The sequence below is a fragment of the Sphingobacterium gobiense genome (assembly GCF_002980575.1).
Classification (GTDB): domain Bacteria; phylum Bacteroidota; class Bacteroidia; order Sphingobacteriales; family Sphingobacteriaceae; genus Sphingobacterium; species Sphingobacterium gobiense.
The window spans coordinates 266,163-291,333 of record NZ_PVBS01000004.1; the positions used below are offsets into that span (position 1 = coordinate 266,163).

Here is a 25,171-nt window from a genome sequence, read left to right on the forward strand (position 1 = left end):
GTTAATATAGACAGTTAACTGTATGAGCAATCCTGTTTTCTCACAAAGAGAGAGAAATATTATTATTCTCTTAATTGTCCTAACCTTGGGCGGTATACTGTTGTACGCCACACGCGGGATTTTTGGAGCTTTTCTCGGCGCATTGGTTATGTATATACTCTTTCGTAAACTTAACTTTTTATTTATCGAGAAATGGCGCTGGCCTAAACCGTTAGCTGCTGTAATTATTATCATCCTGTCCATTTTTATCATTGTCCTCCCTTTCGTTGGTATTGGGAGTATGCTTGTTCGGAAAGCACTGGAATTACAGGAAAATCCGGCCTGGATAAAGCAGGTTATCGATGCGATAAACCAATTTGCTGGTGATAAATTGGGGAAACCCGATTTGCTGCAAGAACAGCTCGAATCGAGTGCTGCTTATTTAGGAAAGTTGTTGACGACCGTTCTGGGAGGAGCGGCAAATGTATTTCTGGAAGTAACGGTAATGTATTTCATTTTGTATTTCTTGTTTGTTAATTACCAAGCGTTCGAAAACGGCATATTATACTATTTGCCGTTTGACGAAGAGCAGGCAGTGGTGTTTAGCTCCGAGCTGAAAAACATTACGTATTCCAACATCCTCGGGCAGTCGATCATTGCTATTGTTCAAGGTGGATGTCTGGCGATTGGATTCGTGATTTTTGATGTTGGCGATCCTTTATTCTGGGGGGTAATTTGTGCTATTTTATCATTTATTCCTCTTTTGGGCCCACCACTGATTTTTGTGCCAGCTGTGCTGGTCTTATTTTCGCAAGGGAACTCTTGGCAAGCGCTGGGTCTGCTCGTTTGGGGATTTGGGTTGGTGATAACTATCGATAATGTATTGCGCTTTATCATCAGCAAAAAAGTGGGAAATATTCATCCATTGATTACTGTGATAGGGGTGATTATCGGGTTGCCACTGTTCGGATTGATGGGGCTGGTGTATGGTCCCTTGTTACTAGCTTACTTTCTTATTGCCGTAAAAGTATATAAAGCGAATAAACGTCTGTCTCTTCAAAAAGAGCAGTTGAAAGGAAATAAAGATTAAAAAATATCCCGCAAGTGGGATATTTTTATATTACATTTTCAATAGTCTTTCAGGGAATTGATTCACATTTTCTATCGTGAGTTGCTGCATCACTTGATATAGCTGCGCTTTAAATAGGTTGATGGTATGCTCTCCACCGTCGTCGCCTAAGGCACCGACGCCGTACATAAAAGGGCGCCCCATAAAATTAAATTCTGAACCTACGGCATGCGCCCGGGCGAGATCGACACCGGAACGTATACCACCATCCACCATAATTTTTATTTTCTCTTTGTAAGAGGAGTTGCTGGCTAGGTGTATTAGTGAATTAATAGAAGACTCTCCCGCATCTATTTGACGGCCGCCGTGATTGGATACAATGACACCGTCAGCGCCGATGTTAATGACCGCTTCCATATCTTCGTCGCTTGCAATACCTTTTACTACGAGTGCCCCTTTCCAAATATCGCGAATGGCTTTTACTTTTTCGATGTCTACTTTACCCGTAAAAGTGCGGTCCATAAATTTGCCCAGCTGTGCAAGGTCGAGCCCTTTTTCCATATAAGGTTTTAAGGTCGCAAAAGAAGGTATGCCGTGCTGTAGCGTTTTAATACCCCATAGCGGCCGCATCATGGCTTGCGTAATGTTAGAAATGTTCATTTTGGGCGGCATGGACAAACCGGCTTTGATTTCGCGATAACGAAGACCAAAAGATGGAACATCTACTAAGACGACGAGTACTGGACATTCTACCGTTGCTAGGCGGCGCAAGATATCATCGCGAAGCCGGTTTTCGGTTGGATGATAAAGCTGGAACCATGCTTTACCTTCGGAAACTTCTGCGATACGTTCGATGCTACTCGTGGATACCGTGCTTAACGTATATGGAATATCATTTTTGGCCGCCGCTTTGGCTAAAATTTCCGGTGCATTGGGCCACATCAGCCCTTGGAGACCAATAGGTGAAATGCCAAAAGGTGCACTGTAGCGTCTACCAAAAAGCTCCACAGACATGTCGATATCGCCAGAGACACGAAGGTATTGCGGTTTGAGTACGATGTTGTCGAAATCACTTTCGTTTTTTGCTAAGTTCCATTCTTCGTTACACCCCCCTTCGAGGTAATCAAATGCAAATTTGGGAATTCGGGATTTCGCTTTTGCTCTTAAATCAACGATAGACGGATATTTTGAATTATATCGATATACGATTTTCTTACTCATTTTTGAAACGGTATTTGATAATAGCGGAGCGAATATACAGACTATTTTGTTAATTACCGTCCTGTTGTGTGTCGTTCTTGGGATAATGCAATTGCATCATGAACTCTCCTTTAACTTTTGAGGTCGGACCAGATTTGAACTCACTTCGTTTGGTTTATGCTCTTTTTGTCAAAAAAGGAGCATAAGAAAAGTTTTGACAAATCCCATTTTTATTCTTATCTTGGCTCCGCTTATAGAGAAAGGCCGAGGGAGTAGACCCGCTGAAGCCTTAGCAACCTGTCTCTTGACAAGGTGCTACATTCTACTCCTGGTTGGGAGAAAGATAAGCTGAGCACACTCGTTCTGGTGTCCTTTTCTCCAAAGCAAAAAGATAAGAAAATTTAACACAACAACAGATATATTATGTTATTAACAAACAATTTAGGGTACCCGAGAGTGGGTGCATTCCGCGAATTGAAAAAAGCCAATGAAGCGTATTGGGCTAAAAAGATCAACGCGGAAGAGTTATTGCAAGCAGGACTTAAAATCCGTGAAGGCAATTGGAAGACACAGAAAGAGGCAGGTATCGACTTGATTCCATCCAATGACTTTTCTTTTTATGACCAAGTATTGGATTTATCTCTAACAGTAGGCGCTATTCCAGCTCGTTACAGCTCGCTGTTAAACAAAATTGATCGCCAATATAATTTAGACTTATATTTTGCGATGGCACGCGGATTTCAAGAGGAAGGTGTGGATGTCACGGCGATGGAAATGACTAAATGGTTCGATACGAACTATCACTATCTTGTTCCTGAATTTACGAAAGACCAAACGTTTAAATTGACGTCGGAGAAATTCTTGAGCGAATACAATGAGGCTAAATCATTGGGCATCGAAACGAAGCCTGTATTGATTGGCCCGATAACTTATCTTTTAATAGGTAAAGAAAAGGAAGAGGGTTTTAATCGTATTGATTTAATTGATAGATTATTGCCTGTTTATGAGGAGATCTTAGTTAAGTTGGCTGATGCAGGTGCACAATACGTGCAGATCGATGAGCCGTTCTTAGCGCTGGATATTGATGATGCGACGCGCGTTTTATATGGTGAAGTGTTTAAAAAATTGGCGGACGCGGCTAAAGGCATCAAACTAATTGTTGCAACTTATTTCGAAGCTCTCCGCGACAACGAGGAAACGGCGGTGAACCTACCGGTTCATGCGCTTCACCTTGATCTTGTTCGTGGAGAAAATCAACTAGATACTGTTCTATCAAAAGTTCCTGCATCTTTGACACTTTCTTTAGGTGTTGTGGAAGGCCGAAACATTTGGAAAAACGACTATGAAAAATCGTTGGTGAAAATCAAACAGGCAGTAGATGCATTGGGAGCTGACCGGGTGTGGATTGCCCCTTCCTCGTCGTTATTGCATGTTCCGTTTGACTTGGATAACGAAGATAATGAAGAATCTTTGCCAGCTGAGGTGAAGAACTGGCTGGCTTTTGCAAAACAAAAGTTGGTCGAAGTGAAAGACTTGGCGGTGTTGGCTGGGGGGAAAGCGGATGCAAAAACCACTGAGCGTTTTGAAGCGAACAAAGCAGCTGCGGAAAGCCGTCGTACTTCACCTTTGATCCATAGACCGGAAGTGAAAGAGCGCACCGCGAATATTACGGATGACGATGCGACACGTACGTCTCCGTTTTCCACTCGTAAAGCGGCTCAGCAGGTGAAATTTAATTTGCCGGCATTTGCTACGACGACAATCGGGTCTTTCCCGCAGACGAAAGATGTCCGTAAATGGAGGGCAGACCTGAAAAAAGGTGCGATTACGCAGGAGCAGTACGACAAAGAAATTGCGGAAGAAACCGAAAGAACTATCCGATTGCAGGAAGAACTGGATATCGATGTGTTAGTACACGGTGAGTTTGAACGTAATGATATGGTGGAGTACTTTGGTGAGCAATTGGCTGGTTATGCGTTCACGAAGAATGGATGGGTACAGTCTTATGGTTCTCGTTGTGTAAAACCGCCGATTATTTATGGTGATGTTTATCGTCCTGCGGATATGACTGTTCGCTGGTCTGCGTATGCACAGTCCTTGACAAATCGTCCTGTAAAAGGGATGTTGACAGGACCAGTTACAATTTTACAATGGTCATTTGTACGTAATGATCAACCGCGTTCAACAACGACTTACCAAATTGCGTTGGCTATTTTGGACGAAGTACAAGCATTGGAAAAAGCGGGTATCAAAATCATCCAGATTGATGAGCCAGCTATTCGGGAGGGACTCCCTTTACGTAAGACCGATCAGCAAGATTATTTGAACTGGGCTGTTCGTGCGTTCCGGGTTTCGTCATCCAATGTGGAAGATGATACGCAAATCCATACGCATATGTGTTACTCGGAATTCAATGATATCATTGAAGACATCGCGGCCATGGATGCAGATGTAATCACAATAGAAACATCACGATCACAAATGGAACTGCTTGATGCGTTTGCCGGAGATTTCAAATATCCGAATGATATTGGTCCGGGTGTGTACGATATACATTCACCACGTGTGCCTGGTACTGAGGAGATGGTACACTTGCTTCGCAAAGCGAAAGCTGTTGTGCCTGCTGAGCAGCTATGGGTAAACCCTGATTGTGGTTTGAAAACTCGTGCATGGCCAGAGACGAAAGCAGCGCTTGAATCTATGGTAGAAGCAGCTAAAATATTACGTGCAGAATAATATTCACGGTAATTAGTATTATAAAAGTAGATGCGGCCCGTGGGATTTTTCCTCGGGCCGTTGTCTTGTTAAACGTATGGTTAACACTTTTTTTACAATGGTAGAGTAGTTTACTTCATATAAGGTTAGTATTTTTGCCTCAAATGTGGTTTAAAATCGTTCACGCTTTGGTGTTGTTGTGCTATCTGAATATTCTGGTTTATCAGCCGGAGACAGCGTCTGGCATAAGGCATGACGATTCTCTTCTGAATGGCGAATCACTTTTGGAGATCGTGCTGGATGATGTATTAGCTCTTCCCATTGATAAGGATGCGGCTGATGTTGAAATTCCCTACGACGAATACAGATCGCACGGGCAGCAAGCCCTATCGCTATCGCTCTTTGTATTAGTTCTGGCAGTCCTGTTTTCTTTTAAGCAGCTAACCTCATATATCAAACATCCGGTATACGACGGGAGGAAACGGCGTATTGTGCCGGGCTATTACATGTACTTATATAGGCTACAACCCTTCTAGCTTTTCTATTCCCAATAATTTCCCAAATCTTCGATTATTTTCGTGGATGTTAGCGATTGGTTTTAACCCAAACGTTACAAATAGGCAATAGTGAGTCGTCGGCTGACTTGCTACGGTGTAATCTTCTCGAGATGAATAAAATTTCCGCTCAGGAGAGACTCATTAATCCGTATGACCTATTGTAAGCGCGCTAGAGTTTAATTACAGATTTCATCATTTTTTAAGTAATAATAATACATGAAGACACTTTCATTGGTATTCCCGGTAGTGGGATTGGCATTGTTTGCTAGTAGCTGTACCGTTAAGAGTACAGAAAACAAGGCCGAGGTAATGACGCGGGTGCCGGTAGCGGACCTTATGGTAATGGATACGACCATTTATCAAGAATATATCGCGGACATTCAAGCAAACAAGAATGTGGAACTGCGGTCGCGTTTGACGGGCTTTTTAGAAAAGATATATGTAGATGAGGGGGCGGCCGTTAAAGCAGGGCAGGTGCTTTTTCAATTGAATGACGAAGAATATAAGGCTGATTATGCAAAAGCAGAAGCGGCCTTGAATATCGCGATCTCCGAAGCAAAAAAAGTAGAATTGGAGCGGGAACGAATCAAGAAGCTGGTCGAAAAAAATATTGTGTCGTCGACAGAAGCGGATCTTATCAAGGTACAATATAAAGCTGCACTTTCTAAAATAGAAGAAGCGAAGGCGGTGAAAAATCAGATGCAGACCAAGCTATCCCAAACGCGCATACGTGCTCCATTCAGCGGCCGTATTGATCGGATTTTATTGAAAGAAGGTTCATTATTGGAGGAGGGTTCTTTGATTACAACGATATCCGATTTAGGTGCTGTAAATGTTTATTTTGATATATCGGAAACGGAATATTTGAATCTTGCCAGCGACTCCAATTTTAGAAAGAACACATTTAAAAGAGAAGTAAAGCTTGCTTTGGCGAATGGTCTGGAGTACCCGCATGCTGGAGAAGCGAGAATTGTGGAGAGCGAGTTCAACCCCGGTACAGGCTCTATATCGCTGCGGGCAAAATTTCCAAACTCGGAGGGGTTACTAAAACACGGTGCATCGGGTAAGATAGGCGTACCTGTAGCAACAGGAGACACAAAGTTCGTGCATCAAAAATCGGTGGTAGAGATCCAAGACAAGGCATACGTATATGTATTAAATAGCGACTCTACTGTGCAAATGAAACCTTTTCAGGCTGGCGAACGTGTCGGCCACTATTATATCGTCGCTAGTGGTTTGGACGATGATCAAAAAATTGTTTTCGAAGGCGTACAGGGGCTTCGTGATGGTATGAAGGTGAACCCTGTAGAACGGAATGCCTCAGAAATAAATATAAATTAATTGCCAGATGTTTGAAACTTATATAAAGCGGCCTGTACTTTCGTTGGTGATATCTATATTCATCACATTATTGGGTGTCCTGGCCTTATTTACTTTGCCCGTTACACAATTTCCGGATATTGTGCCCCCATCAGTGGTGGTAACTGCGAGTTATACTGGTGCAAATGCAGAGGTAAGTACCGATGCAGTCGCCATCCCGTTGGAAAGGGCAATTAATGGAGTCGCTGGTATGACTTCGATGAATACGGTGACTACGAATAATGGGACCACACTTATTCAAATAGCTTTTAATGTCGGTGTAGATCCCGATGTCGCTGCGGTTAATGTGCAGAACCGGGTCTCGACGGTGATAGATGAGCTGCCTGAAGAAGTAATACGTGCGGGTGTACTTACCGAAAAGGAGGTAAATAGTATGTTGATGTACCTCAACATTTATACTTCGGACGAGACGGCGGATGAGCGATTCATATATAATTTTACAGATATCAATATTCTTAAAGAACTGAAGCGAATCGAGGGTGTCGGCTTTGCTGAAATTATGGGATTTAAGGATTATGCCATGCGTGTTTGGCTGAAACCGGACCGTTTGGCGGCTTATCAGATATCTACAGAAGAGGTAATAGAAGCCTTGCGCCGGCAGAATATCGAGGCGGCACCGGGACAAACAGGAATTGGATCAGACAAAACGGTAAACATGCAACAATATGTGTTGCGCTATCCCGGCCGGTTTACCGAACCTCAGGAGTATGCTAATGTACCTATTCGGGCCAACTCAGACGGTTCTATCTTACGGATTCGTGATGTAGCTGAGGTAGAATTTGGGTCGTTAGAATATGAGATGGCTTCTAAAGCAGATGGACGGCCATCGGCTTCCATTATGATGAAACAGTTGCCCGGATCAAATGCGCAGGAGGTAATCCAACGTGTAAAAGACCGCATGGAGGAATTAAAGGTCATGACTTTTCCACCGGGAATGGAATATAGTATGGGATATGATGTTTCCCGTTTTCTGGACGCATCGATGTCCAGCGTGGTGAAGACGCTATTGGAAGCATTTATCCTTGTATTTTTGGTTGTATTTATCTTTTTACAGGATTTCAGAGCTACTATTATACCAATTCTTGCTGTACCGGTAAGTTTGATTGGGGCTATGTTTTTTATGTTGATGATGGGTTTCTCCATTAACCTGCTGACATTGTTTGCATTGGTGCTGGCAATCGGTATTGTGGTGGATAACGGTATTGTCGTCGTCGAGGCTGTCTTTGCTAAAATGGAGGAGGAACATCTGCCCCCTATGGAGGCTACACTTGCTGCAATGAAGGAAGTGGGTTCGGCTGTTATTGCGATTACCTTGGTGATGTCGGCGGTGTTTATTCCGGTAGCCTTTCTTTCGGGTCCGGTGGGGGTATTTTACCGCCAGTTCTCTCTGACCTTAGCTGCGGCGATCGTGATTTCCGGAATCAATGCCTTAACATTGACACCAGCACTATGTGCGCTTATCCTCCGTTCGCCACATGATAAAAAAGAGTCGAATAGCTGGTTAAATAAATTCTTTAAGAAATTTAACTCCTCGTATGATAAAACAGCGGGTGGCTATCGAAGGTTATTGACGCGCATAGCCGGTCGGAGGGTAGTGACAGTTGGGATGCTTATCTTCTTTTTTGTTGCCACTTGGGGTGCCAGCAGTATATTGCCGTCGGGCTTTATTCCTACTGAGGATCAAGGGATGGTTTATATAAATGTAACAACTCCGCCGGGTGCGACGGTAGACCGCACAGAACGGGCGTTGAATGAGGTGGGCGAGATTGCGCGAAGTCTGGAGTCGGTCGAGACCGTTTCTACGCTTGCGGGTTACAGTCTGTTGACCGAGGTGTCAGGCGCATCGTACGGTATGGGTATGATTAATCTTAGGCCTTGGGATGAGCGGAATGTTACGGTGGATGATGTGATGCGAGAATTGCAGGAAAAGACCACGCACATTGTCGATGCTAGGATCGAGTTCTTTCCACCGCCGACCGTTCCGGGATTTGGTAACGCTTCTGGGTTTGAATTGCGCTTATTGGATCGTAGTGGAAATGAGGATTTAAATCAGACGGCAAAGGTCGTCGATGAATTTGTAACAGCCCTTAATAACACGGAATCTATAGAAGGAGTTTCGTCGAGTTTCGATGTCAGCTTTCCTCAATATATGTTGGAGGTAGACTATGATATGGCAGCCAAAAGGGGGATTTCGGTTGAAAACGCCATGACAACGCTGCAAACGCTAATGGGGAGTTTTTATGCCACTAATTTTATTCGTTACGGGCAGATGTATAAAGTGATGGTGCAGGCCGATCCGCATTATCGTCAACGACCGGAAGATGTCTTGGATCTGTTTGTAAAAACTAAAGACGGGGAGATGGTGCGCTATTCTTCTTTTATAAAAATGAAACGTGTATATGGCCCCGAACAAATAACTCGGTACAATATGTTTACATCGGCCATGTTGAACGGTCAACCTGCACCGGGTTATAGCACGGGGCAAGCAATCGAGACGATACAGCGATTGGCAGAAGACCTACCTCAGGGGTACGCTATAGAGTGGTCGGGAATGACACGAGAGCAGGTTATCTCCGGAAATCAAGCGATTTACATCTTTGCGCTCTGTTTGGTGTTTGTGTATTTATTGCTATCCGCGCAATATGAGAGTTTTTTGTTACCGCTGCCAGTTATCTTAGGGCTTCCGCCGGGTGTTTTTGGATCTTTCTTGTTCTTGAAATTGCTTGGGTTGGAAAACGACATTTATGCACAGGTGGCAATGGTCATGTTGATTGGTCTACTTGGTAAAAATGCCATTTTGATTGTGGAATATGCTGTATTGAAACAAAAACAGGGGATGAATGTATTACAGGCGGCGATAGAAGGTGCTTATGTGAGATTACGGCCTATATTGATGACATCGTTTGCCATTATCGCTGGGCTGATACCATTGATGCTAGCGTCTGGTGCTGGTGCGATTGGAAACCGGACAATCGGTACGGCATCTGTGGGTGGTATGTTAATCGGGACGTTATTTGGTGTTATTATTATTCCGGGATTATATGTGATGTTTTCGCGAAAGAAAAAGGAAAAGAAGAAAAGCATGGTGCCAAAAGCCGTGGCATTATTAGTTACTTCGGGTTTGGTGGTATCATGTACCGTGCCGAAAGAACTGGGAAAAGAAACACATGCGGAACTGCCGGTACAATTTCATCATGATAGTCTGGCATTGGTAAATACGGATACCACAAATATTGCTCACCAACCTTGGAAAGAAATATTTACGGACCCTCACCTAAAAGCATTAATCGATTCGGCATTAATCTATAACTATGACTTGCAGCAAGCTATTCAGCGCATTGAGATTGCACAGGCAAGCTTTAAGCAACGAAAAGCGGCTCTTCTACCTAGTTTAGACCTAGCTGCGGAAGCCGGATTGAGAAAATATGGTTTCTATACGGAAGAGGGTATTGGTAACTATGATACCGGATTTTCGGAAAATTTAAAAGACGATGAACAGATTCCGGAAGTATTGCCAGACTATTTTGTCGGTGTCCGAGCGTCGTGGGAACTAGACTTGTGGGGCAAGTTACGGGCGCAGAAAAATGCGGCATTTAACAGTTTGCTGGCAGAGAATGAAGCGCGACGACTGGTAGAGACGGAGTTAGTGACGAATATCGCTTCTGCGTATTACGAGTTACTTAGCTTAGATGCAAAGATTAAAGTATTTGACAACAACATCGTACTGAACGAGCAAGCGTTGGAAATTACGGAGTTACAAAAGGAAGCTGGACGCGCCACACAACTTGGTGTGCAGCAATTTAAGGCTTTTCTAGCTAATTCGCGGGCTGAGCGTGAACGGACTAGGCAGGAAATCACGCTGTTAGAACACCATATTAACTACTTGACAGGAAGATTTAATAACCAAGTTCGACGGACAGAAACTAAATTTGGAGACCGTCCTCTATTTGAAAAGCTTGATGTAGGGGTGCCTTTTCAAATGCTTGCCTTACGTCCCGATATTCGAGAGGCTTCTTTCCTGCTTATCGGAGCAGAGCAGGATGTGAAATTTGCTAAAGCGGCTTTCCTTCCCAGCGTCGTATTATCACCTTTTATGGGGCTGCAAGCATTTAGCCTTAACAAGCTTGTCAATGTCGACAAATCGTTGACTTATGGTCTGGCGGGCGGCCTGACAGCTCCAATTTTCAATCAACGTCAATTAAAACGCCAATATGAAACCTACAAAGCGATGTACGGGCTAAGCTTTTTAGAGTATGAAAAGCGGGTACTCAATGCCTATAATGAGGTGTCGAATGCGGTGAAAACGCAAGATCATATTGAACAGCGACAACAATATATTAAAGAAGAGGTAGAAGCACTCAAAGGTGCCGTAGACGCTGCCAACGAGTTATTCATCGCCGGACGAGTATCTTATCTGGAAATCATCACAGCACAGAAAGACGCGGTTGCCGCCGAGCTGGACGAGGTGGAGATACAGAAAGAGGAATTATTAAATGAGATCGTTATTTATAAAACGCTTGGGGGAGGGTGGCAGTAGCATGCTACAGCTCCTCTCTCAATATTTTCTCCAATTCTTCCGGACTGAGGTTCATATTGACGTTTCCATCTTTAGCAAAGGATATTTCACCCGTTTCTTCGGATACGATAACTGCAACTGCCTCCGATACCTCGGTGACACCGATGGCCGCCCGGTGGCGTAATCCAAATTGCGGTGGTAAATCCTCGCTATCGGACAACGGTAATACACAGCTCGCCGTCATGATGCGAAAGTCGACAATAACAACGGCACCATCATGTAGCGGGCTATTTTTGAAAAAAATACTCTCTAATAAACGTTTTGACACCGGGGCGTCAATATATTCGCCGCTGGATTGATAATATTCTTCGTCAAAGTAGCGGGAGAATACGAGCAGGGCACCAGTACGGGATCGCGACATGCTGCGGCAGGCATCAATGATGGGTTTTAGTTGTTCGCCGTTGTCAATTTGTGAAGTTTTTTTGGTATTCAAAAAAGACCAGAAGAACCTCTTCCGTCGCAGCGAAATGTTCTTTCCGATGTGAATTAGAAATCGCCGTATTTCCTGTTGGAAAACGACGATTAGCGCTATGGAACCAACGGAAATAAATCCTCCAAAAATTTCAGTAAGCAGACGCATTTCCATTTGTTTTACAACAAGATAAATACCATAGAAAAGAGCTACTCCTATCAGGATATTAACAGCAATGGTACCTTTTATCAAACTATATATATAATAGATGATAATGGCCACCAGTAAAATGTCAATGATGTCCAGCAGGCGAAAGCCACTGAAAATATTTGGATCAAGATTGTTCATTATCTGTTTGCAATTTAAGGTTTTTTTTGGAATTTCGTGAGGACGTATTTGGAATGCGTAAAACGAAATAATACTATGACTAAACTATCGGTAAATATTAATAAAATTGCTACGCTACGAAACGCTAGGGGAGGAAATGTGCCTAATGTGGTAGCTGCTGCATTAGCTTGTGAACGTTTTGGAGCACAGGGAATCACGGTACACCCCCGTCCGGACGAAAGACATATCCGTTATCAAGATGTTTATGATATCAAGGCTGAGATTACGACGGAATTCAACATAGAGGGAAATTGCCGAGAGCAAAAATTTGTAGATTTGGTGTTGGCGAACAAACCGACACAAGTAACATTAGTTCCGGATTCGCTTAATCAGATTACTTCTAATCATGGCTGGAACACCATCGAACATAGAGATTATTTGAGAGATGTGGTAAAACGATTTCAAGACAACGGAATTCGGGTGTCTATTTTTGTTGATCCTGATGAGGAGATGGTTGAAGGGGCTGCGGAGACTGGTACCGATAGGATAGAGCTTTATACGGAGGGCTACGCAGCGGAATTTGGTTACGATGATCAAAAAGCTATTGCGCCTTATATTAAGGCGGCTCGAAAAGCACAGGAAGTAGATCTTGGATTAAATGCCGGTCATGACCTGGATCTGCATAACTTAAAATATTTTAACGAACGCATTCCTGGACTCCTTGAAGTAAGTATTGGTCATGCGCTTATTGCCGATGCATTATATCTGGGATTGGAAGAGGCCATAAAACGGTATTTGGCTTGTTTAAGGGCGTAACTGAGCAACCAGTGATGAGGAGTTACGAATAACAAAGTGACAAGTGCTTATTGCGTACTCGTCACTTTGTTAATACATGTTACTAATTAATCCCCTTAAATATCCTACTCCACCGTATTTTGGAAAGGAACGTTCCTTTTTCATCCCAGCTCATCCATGTAAATAGTGCTTTTCCTACAATATGGTCTTCCGGAACAAAACCCCATGAACGGGAATCTAATGAGTTATGCCTATTATCTCCCATCATCCAATAGTAATTTTGTTTGAAGGTATAGCTTGTTGTTTTTTCTCCGTTGATGTAATAACCGTCAGATTTTTTCTCTAATGTGTTGCCTTCGTAATCCCGTATAGCGCGACCATATAACGGAATGGTAAGAGAGTCTAGGGCTATTGTCCAGCCTTCAGCAGGAATGGTAAGGGGACCGAAGTTATCCATGCTCCAGTTGTAGTGTTTATCGTGGGGATAGGCGGCGGAACTCTCGTCAATGTACATTTCGACCTCTCTTACGTTCCCCCAACTCTTGATTGTCTCAGCTTGTTTTACAGTTAGGTGCATCATGAAGACACTGGGATCAGACATCTGTTGGAAGTCTATGCGCAAGTCATGCATTCTTTCTCGGTTGAGTCCTGATCCGTCCGTATAGACAAAATAGGCCGTTTGCATGTCAGGAGGGGTAAAGGCCGGTTCCCCATTTATAAACAGTTTCGCGCGTTCTAAGGATACCACATCACCAGGCATTCCCACGCAACGTTTAATATAGTTTTCGCGCTTATCAATTGGACGGGTCGTGATTGTAAATTGGTTGTGCACCGCTTCTTTCCCCATGTTCCGTACTAGATCCGCATAGGTGGTCTCTTGATATTCCAACGCTACCGTGTCTCCTGCCGGAAAGTTGAACACGACGACGTCATTCCGTTTTATTTCTTGAAAGCCCGGCAGACGTTTATAAGGTAGCTGAACCACTTCAGAATAAGCTTTTCCTCCTGTCACTGGCATCGTATGGTGTGCAAATGGAAAAGCGATGGGTGTAATAGGAACTCGTGGTCCATAATTCAGCTTACTTACAAATAGGAAATCACCAATCAATAAACTGCGCTCCATCGATCCGGTAGGGATCATATAGGCCTCAATAAGAAAACCTCTAATCAACGTTGCTGCTATTGTTGCAAAAATAATGGCATCAGCCCACTCACGTGCTACCGTTTTTTTGTAGGGATATTTCTTGTGAAAGGCCTCCGTGTTGGATTGCCCTAAGTATTTTACATTTGGATCTCGTCCCCATAACGGTAAAAATATAAAAGGCAACAATACGGCCACAACAGTTTCCCAAAATCGACGTTTTCCGAAACTTTTTAGGAAATCGAGGTATAGGGCGTAAAAAATGAAGATATTTACGATGGGTATAAGTAGCAGGATGACCCACCATGTAGGGCGGGCGGTTAATTGTGCCATGACGTATTCCCGGTAAAAAGGAATGATGGCTTCCCAACCCTGCTTTCCTGCTTTTTTGAATAGCAACCATAATCCGTATAATGTGGCTATAGTTAATATGGTAAAAATGATATAATACATATTGTTGTTACATAAAATCAAACATCTCTGTTATTTGATAAAATCCTTTTTTATCTTGCACCCATTCCGCAGCGACTACGGCTCCTAAAGCAAAGCCGGCGCGACTATGTGCTGTGTGTTTAAATTCGATTTGATCCACTTCGGAGCTGTACAAAACCGTGTGTGTCCCTGGGACTTCTTCAATGCGGTGACTTTCAATTAATAATTCATCCGATTTTGGGATTAACCCCTCGCCCTCACCAATAATATCGTTAACCCATTTTGTTTTATCGGATGTGTTTTCTAAAATGCCTTCGGCAATGGTGATTGCGGTTCCGCTTGGAGCATCGAGCTTATGGATATGGTGTATTTCCTCCACCTGTACGTCGTATTGCTTATAAGGGCTCATGGCTTTTGCCAATAATTTGTTTACGTGAAAGAAAACATTTACGCCGATGCTAAAATTAGAGCCATAGAGCATTGTTTGATTTTCATCTTCACATATCGATTTTACTTCATCTAAATGATCATACCAACCTGTAGTTCCTACGACAATAGGTAAATTTGCTTCAAAGCACAAATGGATATTGTCCAGTGCAGCTGCCGGTTCACTAAAATCTATGGCGACGTCTGCTTCCGCAATATCATCTGCTGAAATCGATTCGCGATTATTTTTATCGACAACGAGAAAAATTTCGTGGCCTCGCTTCATCGAAAATTTTTCGATGAGCTGTCCCATTTTGCCGTATCCTAAAATTACTATTTTCATTATAATAATTATTTCATGAGCTCGCTCGGCTCGTAACTGGTTAATTTATTTTAAATTCATTGTTAGTTTGATACCTGGTGTTACGCCAAAGCCTCCTAAAGCGTGAGATCCGACCAACGCCGTATTCATTGAGGGCATAAGGGTAGGGCGGATCTTCATTGTCATGTCAGAACCAATATTCCATCTATATTTTAACATCGAATCCACGTATGCTTCTACAACATTCAAGCCCCAAAAACCCGCCGTGATAAGAATCGTTAAATCCCGGTTTCTGCGACCATAATCTTTTTGCTGAACTAGACCTTGGGTGCCCCAATTGATGAGGTCCGGATCATTCGGTTCGTCATTGTATTTTATACGATAGTCCAATTCATCCAAGAATTTTTTATAATACCATTGCCAGTAATCGAACACGACATACCCCGTGACCAACCCCCCATATATAATCGGCACTTTGACCCACCATAATCCTTTATTGGTATATTGTCCCCAACCGGGTAAAATCAAAGAACGCTTCCAGGCGGTACGAGAAAGATGTTCAATTTCCAAGCGCGTCGAATCTTTTTTGATATCCTTATAATAGTATTTTTCGCGTTCTTTCTCTGCTTTTTCCCTCGCTCTACGCTCTTTTCGCGTTTCTTTTCGTACGCTGTCTTGCACATTCCCGAGGGTATCTTGGGGCATATCTGCCGAATCCTGAAGTGCGACCTTTGTCATAACGGTATCTATTGCCGTAGTATCTATAGCTTTCGTTATCGTATCCCGCTCCTGTGCGTGTATGCTAAACGTGGCGACTACAATCAAGAACAGTATAAATTTATAACGCATTACCAGTCCAATAATTCCAAAATACGACTTAAGTCGTCTTCACTTTCAAACGGGATTTCAATGGCCCCTTTGCCTCTACTGTTTTTCAAGTTTAACTTTACACGGGTAGAAAATCTAGAAGCCAGATCATCTTCTATTTTTTGGTATTGGAAGTCCAATTGCTTGCCTACCGGATTTTTTTTCGGTTTGTTCTGTTGTTGTATATTACGTACCAAAATCTCGGTCATCCGTACAGAAAGCCCTTTGTCGATAATTTCTTGATAAACATAGAGCTGCTTTTCTATTTCGCCTACGTTGATCAGCGCACGCGCATGCCCCATAGAAATCTGCCCGTCACGGATACCTGCTTGAATAACGGGAGGTAATTTCAACAAACGAAGATAGTTTGTTACGGTTGAGCGATTTTTACTTACCCGTTCGCCAAGCTCTTCTTGTTTAAGGTCACACTCTTCAATCATACGTTGAAAGCTCAATGCGACTTCAATTGCATTGAGGTTCTCGCGCTGAATATTCTCAATAAGTGCCATCTCCAGCATCTGCTGGTCATTGGCCGTGCGAACGTATGCAGGTATATCATCGATTCCGGCTAATTTTACTGCTCGTAGTCGACGCTCTCCACTGATTAATTGGTACTCATTTTTGCTTACCTGCCGTACCGTAATAGGTTGGATTAATCCTTGTACTTTGATCGATTCGGAAAGCTCCTGTAAGGCTTGTTCGTCGAAATCCGTACGGGGTTGGAAGGGGTTAACGGCGACCTGGTTAACTTTAATGAAATTGATACTGCCAGCAGCCGTATTGGTATTTTCTTTCGCTACAGAATCTGTTTTACCCGCGTTTTTTGTCACTTGTACATCATCGCCTTGCAATAGTGCACCCAAGCCCTTTCCTAATCCTGTTTTTCTTTGTAATGCCATACTATATTGTTGCTGTTTGCGAGTTTTCTGTAACTAAACCGTTTTTCTGTAATATTTCACGCGCGAGGTTCAAATAGTTGATAGCGCCTTTGCACGATGCATCGTGCATGATAACCGAAATACCAAAGCTAGGCGCTTCACTTAAACGTGTATTTCGTTGAATGATGGTGTCAAAAACTAAGTCACTGAAATGCGTCCTGACTTCTTCGACCACTTGATTCGAAAGGCGTAAACGTACATCGTACATCGTTAATAGGATACCTTCGATTTCTAAACTGGTGTTCAACCGTGTTTGAACGATTTTAATGGTATTCAATAGTTTCCCCAAGCCTTCCAATGCAAAGTATTCGCATTGTACAGGAATAATAACCGAATCAGATGCTGTTAAAGCGTTGATGGTAATTAATCCTAAAGAGGGTGAACAGTCTATGATAATGAAGTCGTAGTCGTCTTTTACTTCATCTAACATTTTCTTCATTTTGAACTCGCGTTCATGCATATTGATCATTTCAATCTCTGCACCTACGAGGTCAATATGTGCCGGTAGCAGATCGAGGTTAGGTGTGTCTGTTTGCTGAATAGCCTCGCGTGGGGGGAGGTCGTTTACCAAACATTCGTATACGCTCGCTTTGATCATTCGGGGGTCAAAACCAATCCCCGAAGTGGAATTTGCTTGAGGGTCGGCATCTACCAACAACGTCTTATGCTCCAAAACAGCCAAACTCGCCGCCAAATTGATGGAAGTTGTTGTTTTTCCTACACCGCCTTTCTGATTGGCTATTGCTATTATTTTTCCCATGAGATTGAAACCCTTTTTTATCTAAACGCCGACCGGATAAAACTTTTCCAAAGTTACGGCCAAATTTACATTCCTAAGATAAAGCAAATGCTTAAATGATGTTAAAAAACGTATTTTTGGCAAAAGCTCTTACCCAACGGCTAAGGTTGCTAAGATACAAAAAAATAGCATTACCCTTTTATATAGAATGAGGGCTTTTTGTAAAAGAAAAATAATTAGATGAACTTAATTATATCGGGAACAAATCGCGAACGGAGCAACTCTTTAAAAATTGCTAAATATTATCAACAGGAATTACAGCGCAAGGGGGAATCGTGGGAATTGCTCTCGCTGTCTGATTTACCACGCGATATTACGGTGACGGATTTGTATGGGAAACGTAGTGAAGCTTTCGAACCTATACAGGCTTTAGTATCTAGGGCGCGTAAATTTGTTTTTATCATCCCCGAGTATAATGGCAGTTTTCCTGGGATATTAAAGGTTTTTATGGATGCTTGCTCTTTTCCTGCTTCATTTTTTCATAAAAAAGCGGCACTAGTGGGCGTTTCCACAGGAAAATATGGGAATATACGGGGTGTCGACCACTTTACCGGGGTGTGTAACTACATGCGTATGCATGTATTACCTTTGAAAATTCATCTGCCTAAGGTGCAGGACGAGTTGGGGGATGATGATCAGCTTATTGACGAATTGACCGCGAAATTTGTACAAGAGCAGATTGAAGAGATAGCTCGTTTCTAAACCGGACCGCTTATGATACTGTGAAGCAACTCTTCGACAGTGTTCTGAATTTTAGGAGTTTCCTTGGGGTATTCTCCGAGCGAACCTTTCTGTTCTTCGTAGCTAAATAGATTCCATTGGCCTTGATGGTATTCTAAGGCGGTAAGGTTTTCGATCCAATCACCGGAGTTCATATAGATACAGCGGCCTTTTTTCGTCTCTATATTTCGGATTTGTGGTTGATGGATATGACCGCAAATCACGTAATCATAGTTGTTTTCAATGGCCAGGTGTGATGCAGTCTCTTCAAAGTCTGAAATGAATTTGATAGCTTTTTTTACGGAGTTTTTGATCTTTTTCGATAAAGAATATTTATCGTATCCTAGCTTTGTCAAAAACCAGTTGATGATGTTATTCAACTGTATCAAACGGTCGTATCCCCAGCCGCCCAGTTTGGCAAGCCATTTTGTGTGTTGGATTGATGCGTCGAATACGTCTCCGTGAAAGAGCCAAGCTTTTTTGCCATCAATGTCAAGGAGTTTTCTGTTGGTAAGTTCAATTCGGCCAAACTGCATTTTGCCGAATTTCCGCAACATCTCATCATGATTTCCGGTTATATATACTACTTCGCAACCGTTATAGGCAAGGTCTAGCACATATTTAAGTACACGGAGGTGTGATTCTGGAAAGTAGCTTTTCCTGAATTGCCAGATATCAATAATATCTCCATTGAGGATGAGTTTTTGGGGAGCAATAGAGGTGAGGTATCTAAGAAGCTCTTCCGAGCGACAGCCGTACGTTCCCAAGTGAACGTCAGAAATAACGACAAGATCAACGTTTCGTTTCATATTCGTTTTTTTAAAGTAAATCAACTTTTGTTAACCCATCGTGTGCCGGAGATTAACAAATTGTCAAATTTACTTTCGGATGTCTATCAGTTGCTGTTCAGTCAACTACGTATCCTAGCATATAGTCTTGAAACTTCTCGTAATATACCTGAAATGATTTTTCTATGCTGTCTTTACGCAATATAAGGGTCATGACACCTTGTGGTTTATATTGGAAAGGTAGGATGGTCATGTTTTCAAGAAAAGAGACGCCCTTATTACCTTGAAGTTTATAAACGGCTTCTTTGGCACACCAACAGGCATACAACTGTTCTACGTTATTGTTTTGTATAAAGGCGAGCTCATTAGGCTTCATGAACTTTTCCTGGATACGCAATACTTTATCTTTAACAATTTCGAGGTCGATGCCACAAGGGCCTCTTTGGCTCATAATGAGCCCGGCGTAGTCGTAAGAATGTGTAAATGATATCTGATAGGGGTAATTCGGCAAATAGGGTTTTCCGTTTTCGTCCGATGGGCAGGAAATGAACCCATCTGTTTTGAGAAGGCAGCGGAGTAGGACACGCGATGCTAGCCAGTGTAGGGTACGTTTTCCCTTACTGAAACGTTCTAAAACGGATTTCTCTTGTTCGTCTAGCTGCAAGCGGTTTAACAGCTCTTCGGCCGTTTCCTCTATTTTCCATATAGCGAACCTCGTGTCGTTATCTAATTCCCGAAGGTATACCAATGCCATATCCAAAAGTAAGAAAAAGGCTGCAAATGATTATGAGAATCGTGATATTCTATTTTTTCTCCGATGTGCTTCGGATGATAACTTTGGGCGGGAATGTCCTATCAGGGATTGTATCATAGTTATCTAAGCTATCTGTTCCCGGCATCGGGGCTAGCCCTTTTCCAGACATCTTTCGCACAGGTGTAGTATAGCCTTTTGTGATATCATCTCTATGTGTAGGAATCTCCATGCTTTTGGATTTACGACGTTTACTGTTCTCGCTAATCATCATTTGACTAGTGTCGGACTTTAACGAATTTATTGAAGTATCGATCGTTGCAAACAAGGTGCTGTCAGAAAGAAAAATGCTTCCTCTTTTTTCGGTTTGTTGGGCAGATGCTACCATGCATAGCAAGCCTGTACATATGGTAAAAACGAACTTCATATCATAATGCGTAAGTTTATAGTTATTAAAGTTACGTAAAAAAGTTGATTTATAGGCTATTTGCTGTTAAATAGTGTTAAAGGCTAGTCTTTAACGGTTAGCCATACCTATTTTTGTAGATAGAGGATGAAGAAGCGTAGTATCACACTAATTATATGGTTAATGTCTGTAGCCCTTGTGGGGGTAATGGCCATGCAATACTATTTTATTAGGGAGTCTTTTAAACAGAAATCCCAGCTTTTTGACGAGGCAGTTACGGCTGCACTTGCTTCGGTTGCAAGCAAGATTGAAAAGCAAGAGATTTTCGAGTTTGCCCGCGAGCAGGACCGAATTAATCAAGAGAAGTTTAAAGCCGACCAAGCTATGCGAGAGCGTAATGAACAGCTTTTAGCTGGTCAATTGGAAATTCAGGAGCGGATAAAAAAATTACAACAGCAACAATTCGCCTATGAGCAGCGTTATCGAGAAGAGGAAGAGAACTTAAAAGCACTTGCCCCGAATGCGATTTATGTTAACAATGCGTTCTACGAAACATATATCAGAAGAAAACGTTATCAAACCTATATAGATTTTAATGTTGTCAATAAATATGTGGGCGAGGGATATTTTGATACAGATATACAATTATCTGCCAAGCGTGAAGTGCCGTTAGTTCCGGCAAAAGATGACAGTACGCGGTTTATCATTCCGTATTTTAGAAATAACCGGGTAGAGGCAATGCAGACCGCTACGCTGATTCCTCGGACTAACGGGGAAATTGCAGACCAGCTACAGGAACTGGAGAACCAATTGGGAGCACTAAACGTGAAGAAATTGCAACAGGCGACTACACTTTTTGATACGTTAGCTATCATAGGTGGTAAAAGTGAAGATATTCTAAAAGATATAGAATCGAGTATATTGCTTGCAAAAAAGCCGTTTCGTGAACGCTTGAACATAAAGTTTTTAAAAAGAGAACTTGACGCGGAGCTAAACAAACGTGATATTTATGTTCCGTTTAATATTGAAGTACGGGATGATCAAAGTTATATTATCTATGAAACGTTGCAAAGCAACAATCCTAAAACAAAAAAGCAATTCGCGAAGTATAGTACAAAATTATTTGAAAATGATCTGAACAGTTCGCCGGGACTTCTCTCGATTTATTTTCCGAATAAATCTTCGGTGATTCGGGATACGATGAGTTATATGCTCTTACCCATGATCGCATTGTTAGCGTTGCTCATCGGCGCCTTTGCTTATACGTTAAGCATTATTTTTAAGCAAAAGAAGATTTCGGAGATGAAAACGGATTTCATGAATAATATGACCCACGAATTTAAGACGCCGGTGGCAACTATTATGATAGCGAGTGAATCTCTCCGTGATCCCGAGATTGCTGCTGATGGCAAGCGTGTAGATAGGTTGGCAAATATTATTTACGATGAGAATGTTCGGCTTGGTAACCATATCGAGCGGGTATTAAACATAGCTCGTTTAGAGAAAGAGAATTTAAAAATAGAAAAGGTAGATGTCCATATCAATTCCGTCGTTTCTGGTGTTTTAGATAGTATGAACCTACAGCTCCAACGAGCAAACGGAATACTCCATATGGATATAGCTGCTCCCGATGATTTAGTGGTTGGGGATGAACTTCATTTGTCTAATGTGTTTTTTAACTTAGTGGACAACGCCATCAAGTATAGCAAAGACGCTCCTGAAATTACAGTAAAGACGTATAACACAAAACATACTATAATTGTGACTATCGCGGATAAAGGAATGGGGATGACAAAAGACCAAAAGGAAAAGATTTTTGACCAGTTCTATCGGATTCCGACAGGAAATGTACATAATGTTAAGGGGTTTGGGCTAGGACTAAGTTACGTCAATGATATTATAAAACGGCTTAATGGTAAAATTCAGGTGAAAAGTGAAAAAGACAAAGGCACAATCTTTGAGTTAACTTTTCCCTTAAAAGGTATAACACCTGATCGAGAAGCATAAAAAACTAACATTGTATGCAGAAAATATTATTAGCTGAAGATGACCCTAACTTAGGTGAACTTCTAAAAGATTACTTGGAATTAAAAGGGAAATTTGATGTGACATTGACTCAAGATGGCGATGAAGCGCTTACTGCTTTCCGTAAAGACGAATATGACTTGTGCATTTTTGATGTGATGATGCCGAAAAAGGATGGGTTTTCGCTCGGCAAAGACATCCGTAAAATGGATAAAACGGTGCCTATTATCTACGCTACGGCAAAAGGTATGATGGAAGATAAAACGCAGGCATTCGAATTGGGAGGAGACGATTACATCACGAAGCCGTTTCGAGTAGAAGAGCTATTACTCCGTATAAACGCATTGTTAAAACGCGTGTCCAAGGATAAAGAAGAGGAATTAGCAGATAAGTTCGAGATTGGGGATTATTTCTTCGATTATACCAGTCAGCTAATTTCTTATAAAGGTCAACAACAAAAGCTGTCGACTAAAGAAGCAGAGCTGTTGCGGTTATTGTGCCTGAAAAAAAACGATGTGCTTACCAGAGAGGAAGCACTGGTGAAAATTTGGCACGATGACAATTATTTTACGGGCCGTAGTATGGATGTTTTCTTGAGTAAATTACGTAAATATCTCAAAGAAGATGCTAATGTCGAGATTGTCAATGTACACGGTAAAGGGTATAAGTTATTAGTAAGTTAATAGGGCGCACAGAATGCGCCCTATTATTTTATAATGATAGAATTTCCACAATTCTAGTTAAATTCTCGTTTATTTTATCGATATGTTTGATCGCTTTGTTAAACGGCGTGAAATGTACCTGGCCGCAGATAAGTCCGGCCATTTCTCCCCGCCGTCCCTCCAATAGTCCCTCTACCGAAGCGACCCCTAGTCTACTTGCTAGGACTCTATCCATACAGCTTGGCCTTCCACCACGTTGGATATGTCCTAATATAGAAAGACGTACATCGTAATGAGGAAAGTTCTCCTTGATTTTATCGGAAACGACTTCTCCGCCCTCTTTATCTCCTTCTGCGACAATGATAATACGTGAGGATTTATTTTTACGTGATTTATCGAGACGCTTCATGATGGCATCGTAGTCTACGTTTAGTTCCGGAATTAAGACGGCTTCAGCTCCCGTGCTAATGCCAGAACGTAATGCGATCAAGCCAGAGTCACGCCCCATGACTTCAATAATGAATACGCGATCATGAGATTCGGCTGTATCTCTTATTTTGTCTACAGCGTCAACCACGGTATTGATAGCTGTGTCGTATCCAATAGTAAAATCCGTTCCGGCTAAGTCGTTGTCGATAGTCCCCGGCATCCCTATAATAGGAATATCAAATTCTTCAATAAATTTAGACGCTCCAGTAAATGTTCCATCGCCCCCGATGACAACTAGGGCGTCTATTCCTAGCTTTTGGATATTTTCATAGGCTTGTTTACGGCCTTCATAAGTTCTAAATTCGTCACTTCGGGCCGTTTTGAGGATAGTTCCGCCGCGCTGAATAATATTGGCTACCGATTTAGCATCCATAGGTATGATTTCACCCTTTACTAGACCGTCATAGCCTCGGAGCACACCAAATACATTTAAATTATTGTATATGCCTGTACGAACCACGGCACGTATGCCAGCATTCATCCCCGGCGAATCTCCACCCGATGTTAAAACTGCGATGTTTTTTATCGTTTTCATATATTTTTAGATTGATTGTTTATTCGTTAAAAGCATCGATTCCGCTCTGTAGATAGGCTGCGTAGCTGTTTACGTTGTAGTCAGCTCCGGTGGGGGGCACCAGCACCTTTCCGTCGGTGTCCACGATGACATAAAGCGGCTGGGAGTTGCTGTTGAACACGGAAGCCTGAAAATCGCTGTTCTTCTTGCCGATGGTATTTATCTTCTTGCCGGAGTACTCCGAGACATACTGTTCCTGTGGCGCCAGCTCTGTCCTGTCGTCCACAAACAGTTCCACCATCACGAACCCCTCGCGGAGCAGTGCGGCCACCTTCGGGTCGGTCCACACATTGGCCTCCATCTTGCGGCAGTTGACACAGTTCCAGCCCGTGAAGTCGATCAGCACCGGTTTGTTCAGCTCTCTGGCCGCGGCAAGCCCTTCCTCGTAGTCGTAGTACGGATCAAATCCCTTGGGGGTGCCCCGGTCGTGGAAGATCTCGTAATATTTTTTCTTCTCCGTGCCGGCGCTTGCCGCAGGAGCTGTCCCGAAGTTCACCGTGGAGAGGTCGAAGTCCTGCGTGGCCGAGGGCGGCAGGAATGCCGAGATCGACTTGAGCGGTGCCCCCCACATGCCCGGCACCATGTACACCACGAAGGCGAACACCGTCACTGCCAGTATGGTCCGGGTAACGGACAGGTGCTGCAGGGGACTGTCGTGCGCAAAGCGTATCTTGCCGATCAGGTACAGCCCCAGCATCCCGAAGATGGCTATCCACAGGGCCAGGAATACTTCCCTGTCCAGCCAGTTCCAGTGGTAGGCAAGGTCTACGTTGGACAGGAACTTGAGTGCCAGTGCCAGCTCCAGGAAACCCAGTACTACC

The 25,171-nt window shown here is 42.8% G+C and carries 21 protein-coding genes and 1 riboswitch; of the genes, 9 read left to right on the forward strand and 12 right to left on the reverse strand.

All coding sequences use genetic code 11. The features are described 5' to 3' along the window. The first annotated feature begins 22 nt into the window (after positions 1-22). The gene (locus C5749_RS17410) at positions 23-1,069 is read left to right on the forward strand and encodes an AI-2E family transporter (protein ID WP_105727508.1); all 1,047 of its coding nucleotides are present in this window, start codon (positions 23-25) and stop codon (positions 1,067-1,069) included. 30 nt (positions 1,070-1,099) lie between these two features. On the opposite strand, the gene C5749_RS17415 is transcribed toward C5749_RS17410, so the two are convergent. Next, positions 1,100-2,269, reverse strand: coding sequence for an alpha-hydroxy acid oxidase (locus C5749_RS17415; RefSeq protein ID WP_105727509.1), 1,170 nt, complete (start codon positions 2,267-2,269; stop codon positions 1,100-1,102). A 227-nt stretch (positions 2,270-2,496) separates the two neighbouring features. Then, positions 2,497-2,598, forward strand: a riboswitch (SAM riboswitch). A gap of 73 nt (positions 2,599-2,671) precedes the next feature. On the opposite strand from C5749_RS17415, the gene metE reads away from it, so the two are divergent. From metE to C5749_RS17435, 4 genes are all read left to right on the forward strand, one after another. Beyond that, the gene (metE, locus tag C5749_RS17420) at positions 2,672-4,984 is read left to right on the forward strand and encodes a 5-methyltetrahydropteroyltriglutamate--homocysteine S-methyltransferase (protein ID WP_105727510.1); all 2,313 of its coding nucleotides are present in this window, start codon (positions 2,672-2,674) and stop codon (positions 4,982-4,984) included. A gap of 143 nt (positions 4,985-5,127) precedes the next feature. Continuing rightward, positions 5,128-5,499, forward strand: a complete 372-nt coding sequence (locus tag C5749_RS17425) for a hypothetical protein (protein ID WP_105727511.1) — start codon at positions 5,128-5,130, stop codon at positions 5,497-5,499. 237 nt (positions 5,500-5,736) lie between these two features. After that, positions 5,737-6,861 (forward strand): efflux RND transporter periplasmic adaptor subunit, encoded by a 1,125-nt coding sequence (locus C5749_RS17430; RefSeq protein ID WP_105727512.1) that lies wholly within the window; start codon positions 5,737-5,739, stop codon positions 6,859-6,861. Between the two features lie 7 nt (positions 6,862-6,868). Continuing rightward, positions 6,869-11,437 (forward strand): efflux RND transporter permease subunit, encoded by a 4,569-nt coding sequence (locus C5749_RS17435; protein WP_105727513.1) that lies wholly within the window; start codon positions 6,869-6,871, stop codon positions 11,435-11,437. Positions 11,438-11,441: 4 nt separating this feature from the next. On the opposite strand, the gene cdaA is transcribed toward C5749_RS17435, so the two are convergent. Further along, positions 11,442-12,236 (reverse strand): diadenylate cyclase CdaA, encoded by a 795-nt coding sequence (gene cdaA, locus C5749_RS17440; protein WP_105727514.1) that lies wholly within the window; start codon positions 12,234-12,236, stop codon positions 11,442-11,444. Positions 12,237-12,311: 75 nt separating this feature from the next. Here cdaA and C5749_RS17445 point away from each other — a divergent pair, with 75 nt between their 5' ends. Then, positions 12,312-13,031: a pyridoxine 5'-phosphate synthase gene (locus tag C5749_RS17445; protein ID WP_105727515.1), complete on the forward strand. Its 720-nt coding sequence runs from the start codon at positions 12,312-12,314 to the stop codon at positions 13,029-13,031. An 82-nt stretch (positions 13,032-13,113) separates the two neighbouring features. Here C5749_RS17445 and lepB read toward each other — a convergent pair whose 3' ends face one another. The 5 genes from lepB to C5749_RS17470 are packed head-to-tail and all read right to left on the reverse strand — an operon-like array spanning position 13,114 to position 17,896. Then, complete coding sequence (gene lepB, locus C5749_RS17450; protein ID WP_105727516.1) at positions 13,114-14,604, reverse strand: signal peptidase I; 1,491 nt, start codon at positions 14,602-14,604, stop codon at positions 13,114-13,116. 7 nt (positions 14,605-14,611) lie between these two features. Continuing rightward, positions 14,612-15,352, reverse strand: a complete 741-nt coding sequence (dapB, locus tag C5749_RS17455; protein ID WP_105727517.1) for a 4-hydroxy-tetrahydrodipicolinate reductase — start codon at positions 15,350-15,352, stop codon at positions 14,612-14,614. 45 nt (positions 15,353-15,397) lie between these two features. Continuing rightward, complete coding sequence (locus C5749_RS17460) at positions 15,398-16,180, reverse strand: DUF5683 domain-containing protein (RefSeq protein WP_181151512.1); 783 nt, start codon at positions 16,178-16,180, stop codon at positions 15,398-15,400. Beyond that, positions 16,180-17,097: a ParB/RepB/Spo0J family partition protein gene (locus C5749_RS17465; RefSeq protein WP_105727518.1), complete on the reverse strand. Its 918-nt coding sequence runs from the start codon at positions 17,095-17,097 to the stop codon at positions 16,180-16,182. Before C5749_RS17465 ends, C5749_RS17460 begins: the two co-directional genes overlap by 1 nt. A gap of 1 nt (position 17,098) precedes the next feature. Beyond that, positions 17,099-17,896: a ParA family protein gene (locus tag C5749_RS17470; protein ID WP_105727519.1), complete on the reverse strand. Its 798-nt coding sequence runs from the start codon at positions 17,894-17,896 to the stop codon at positions 17,099-17,101. Between the two features lie 219 nt (positions 17,897-18,115). On the opposite strand from C5749_RS17470, the gene C5749_RS17475 reads away from it, so the two are divergent. Further along, on the forward strand, positions 18,116-18,637 hold the full coding sequence (locus C5749_RS17475) for an NADPH-dependent FMN reductase (RefSeq protein ID WP_105727520.1): 522 nt from the start codon (positions 18,116-18,118) through the stop codon (positions 18,635-18,637). Here the strand turns inward: C5749_RS17475 and C5749_RS17480 are convergent. The 3 genes from C5749_RS17480 to C5749_RS17490 form a co-directional block, all read right to left on the reverse strand. After that, on the reverse strand, positions 18,634-19,464 hold the full coding sequence (locus C5749_RS17480) for a UDP-2,3-diacylglucosamine diphosphatase (protein ID WP_105727536.1): 831 nt from the start codon (positions 19,462-19,464) through the stop codon (positions 18,634-18,636). The two genes, C5749_RS17475 and C5749_RS17480, sit on opposite strands and share 4 nt — an antisense overlap. 97 nt (positions 19,465-19,561) lie before the next feature. After that, a complete protein-coding gene (locus tag C5749_RS17485) occupies positions 19,562-20,197 on the reverse strand; it encodes a 4'-phosphopantetheinyl transferase family protein (RefSeq protein ID WP_105727521.1) in 636 nt (211 codons plus the stop codon). Positions 20,198-20,246: 49 nt separating this feature from the next. Next, positions 20,247-20,621, reverse strand: coding sequence for a hypothetical protein (locus C5749_RS17490; RefSeq protein WP_146113787.1), 375 nt, complete (start codon positions 20,619-20,621; stop codon positions 20,247-20,249). A 126-nt stretch (positions 20,622-20,747) separates the two neighbouring features. On the opposite strand from C5749_RS17490, the gene C5749_RS17495 reads away from it, so the two are divergent. Both C5749_RS17495 and C5749_RS17500 read left to right on the forward strand, forming a co-directional pair. Beyond that, complete coding sequence (locus C5749_RS17495; RefSeq protein WP_105727523.1) at positions 20,748-22,607, forward strand: sensor histidine kinase; 1,860 nt, start codon at positions 20,748-20,750, stop codon at positions 22,605-22,607. Between the two features lie 14 nt (positions 22,608-22,621). Continuing rightward, positions 22,622-23,308, forward strand: coding sequence for a response regulator transcription factor (locus tag C5749_RS17500; protein WP_105727524.1), 687 nt, complete (start codon positions 22,622-22,624; stop codon positions 23,306-23,308). Between the two features lie 28 nt (positions 23,309-23,336). Here C5749_RS17500 and pfkA read toward each other — a convergent pair whose 3' ends face one another. Both pfkA and C5749_RS17510 read right to left on the reverse strand, forming a co-directional pair. Continuing rightward, complete coding sequence (pfkA, locus tag C5749_RS17505) at positions 23,337-24,311, reverse strand: 6-phosphofructokinase (protein ID WP_105727525.1); 975 nt, start codon at positions 24,309-24,311, stop codon at positions 23,337-23,339. Between the two features lie 19 nt (positions 24,312-24,330). Further along, on the reverse strand, positions 24,331-25,171 hold an 841-nt coding region (locus tag C5749_RS17510; protein ID WP_146113788.1), incomplete at its 5' end, for a thioredoxin family protein.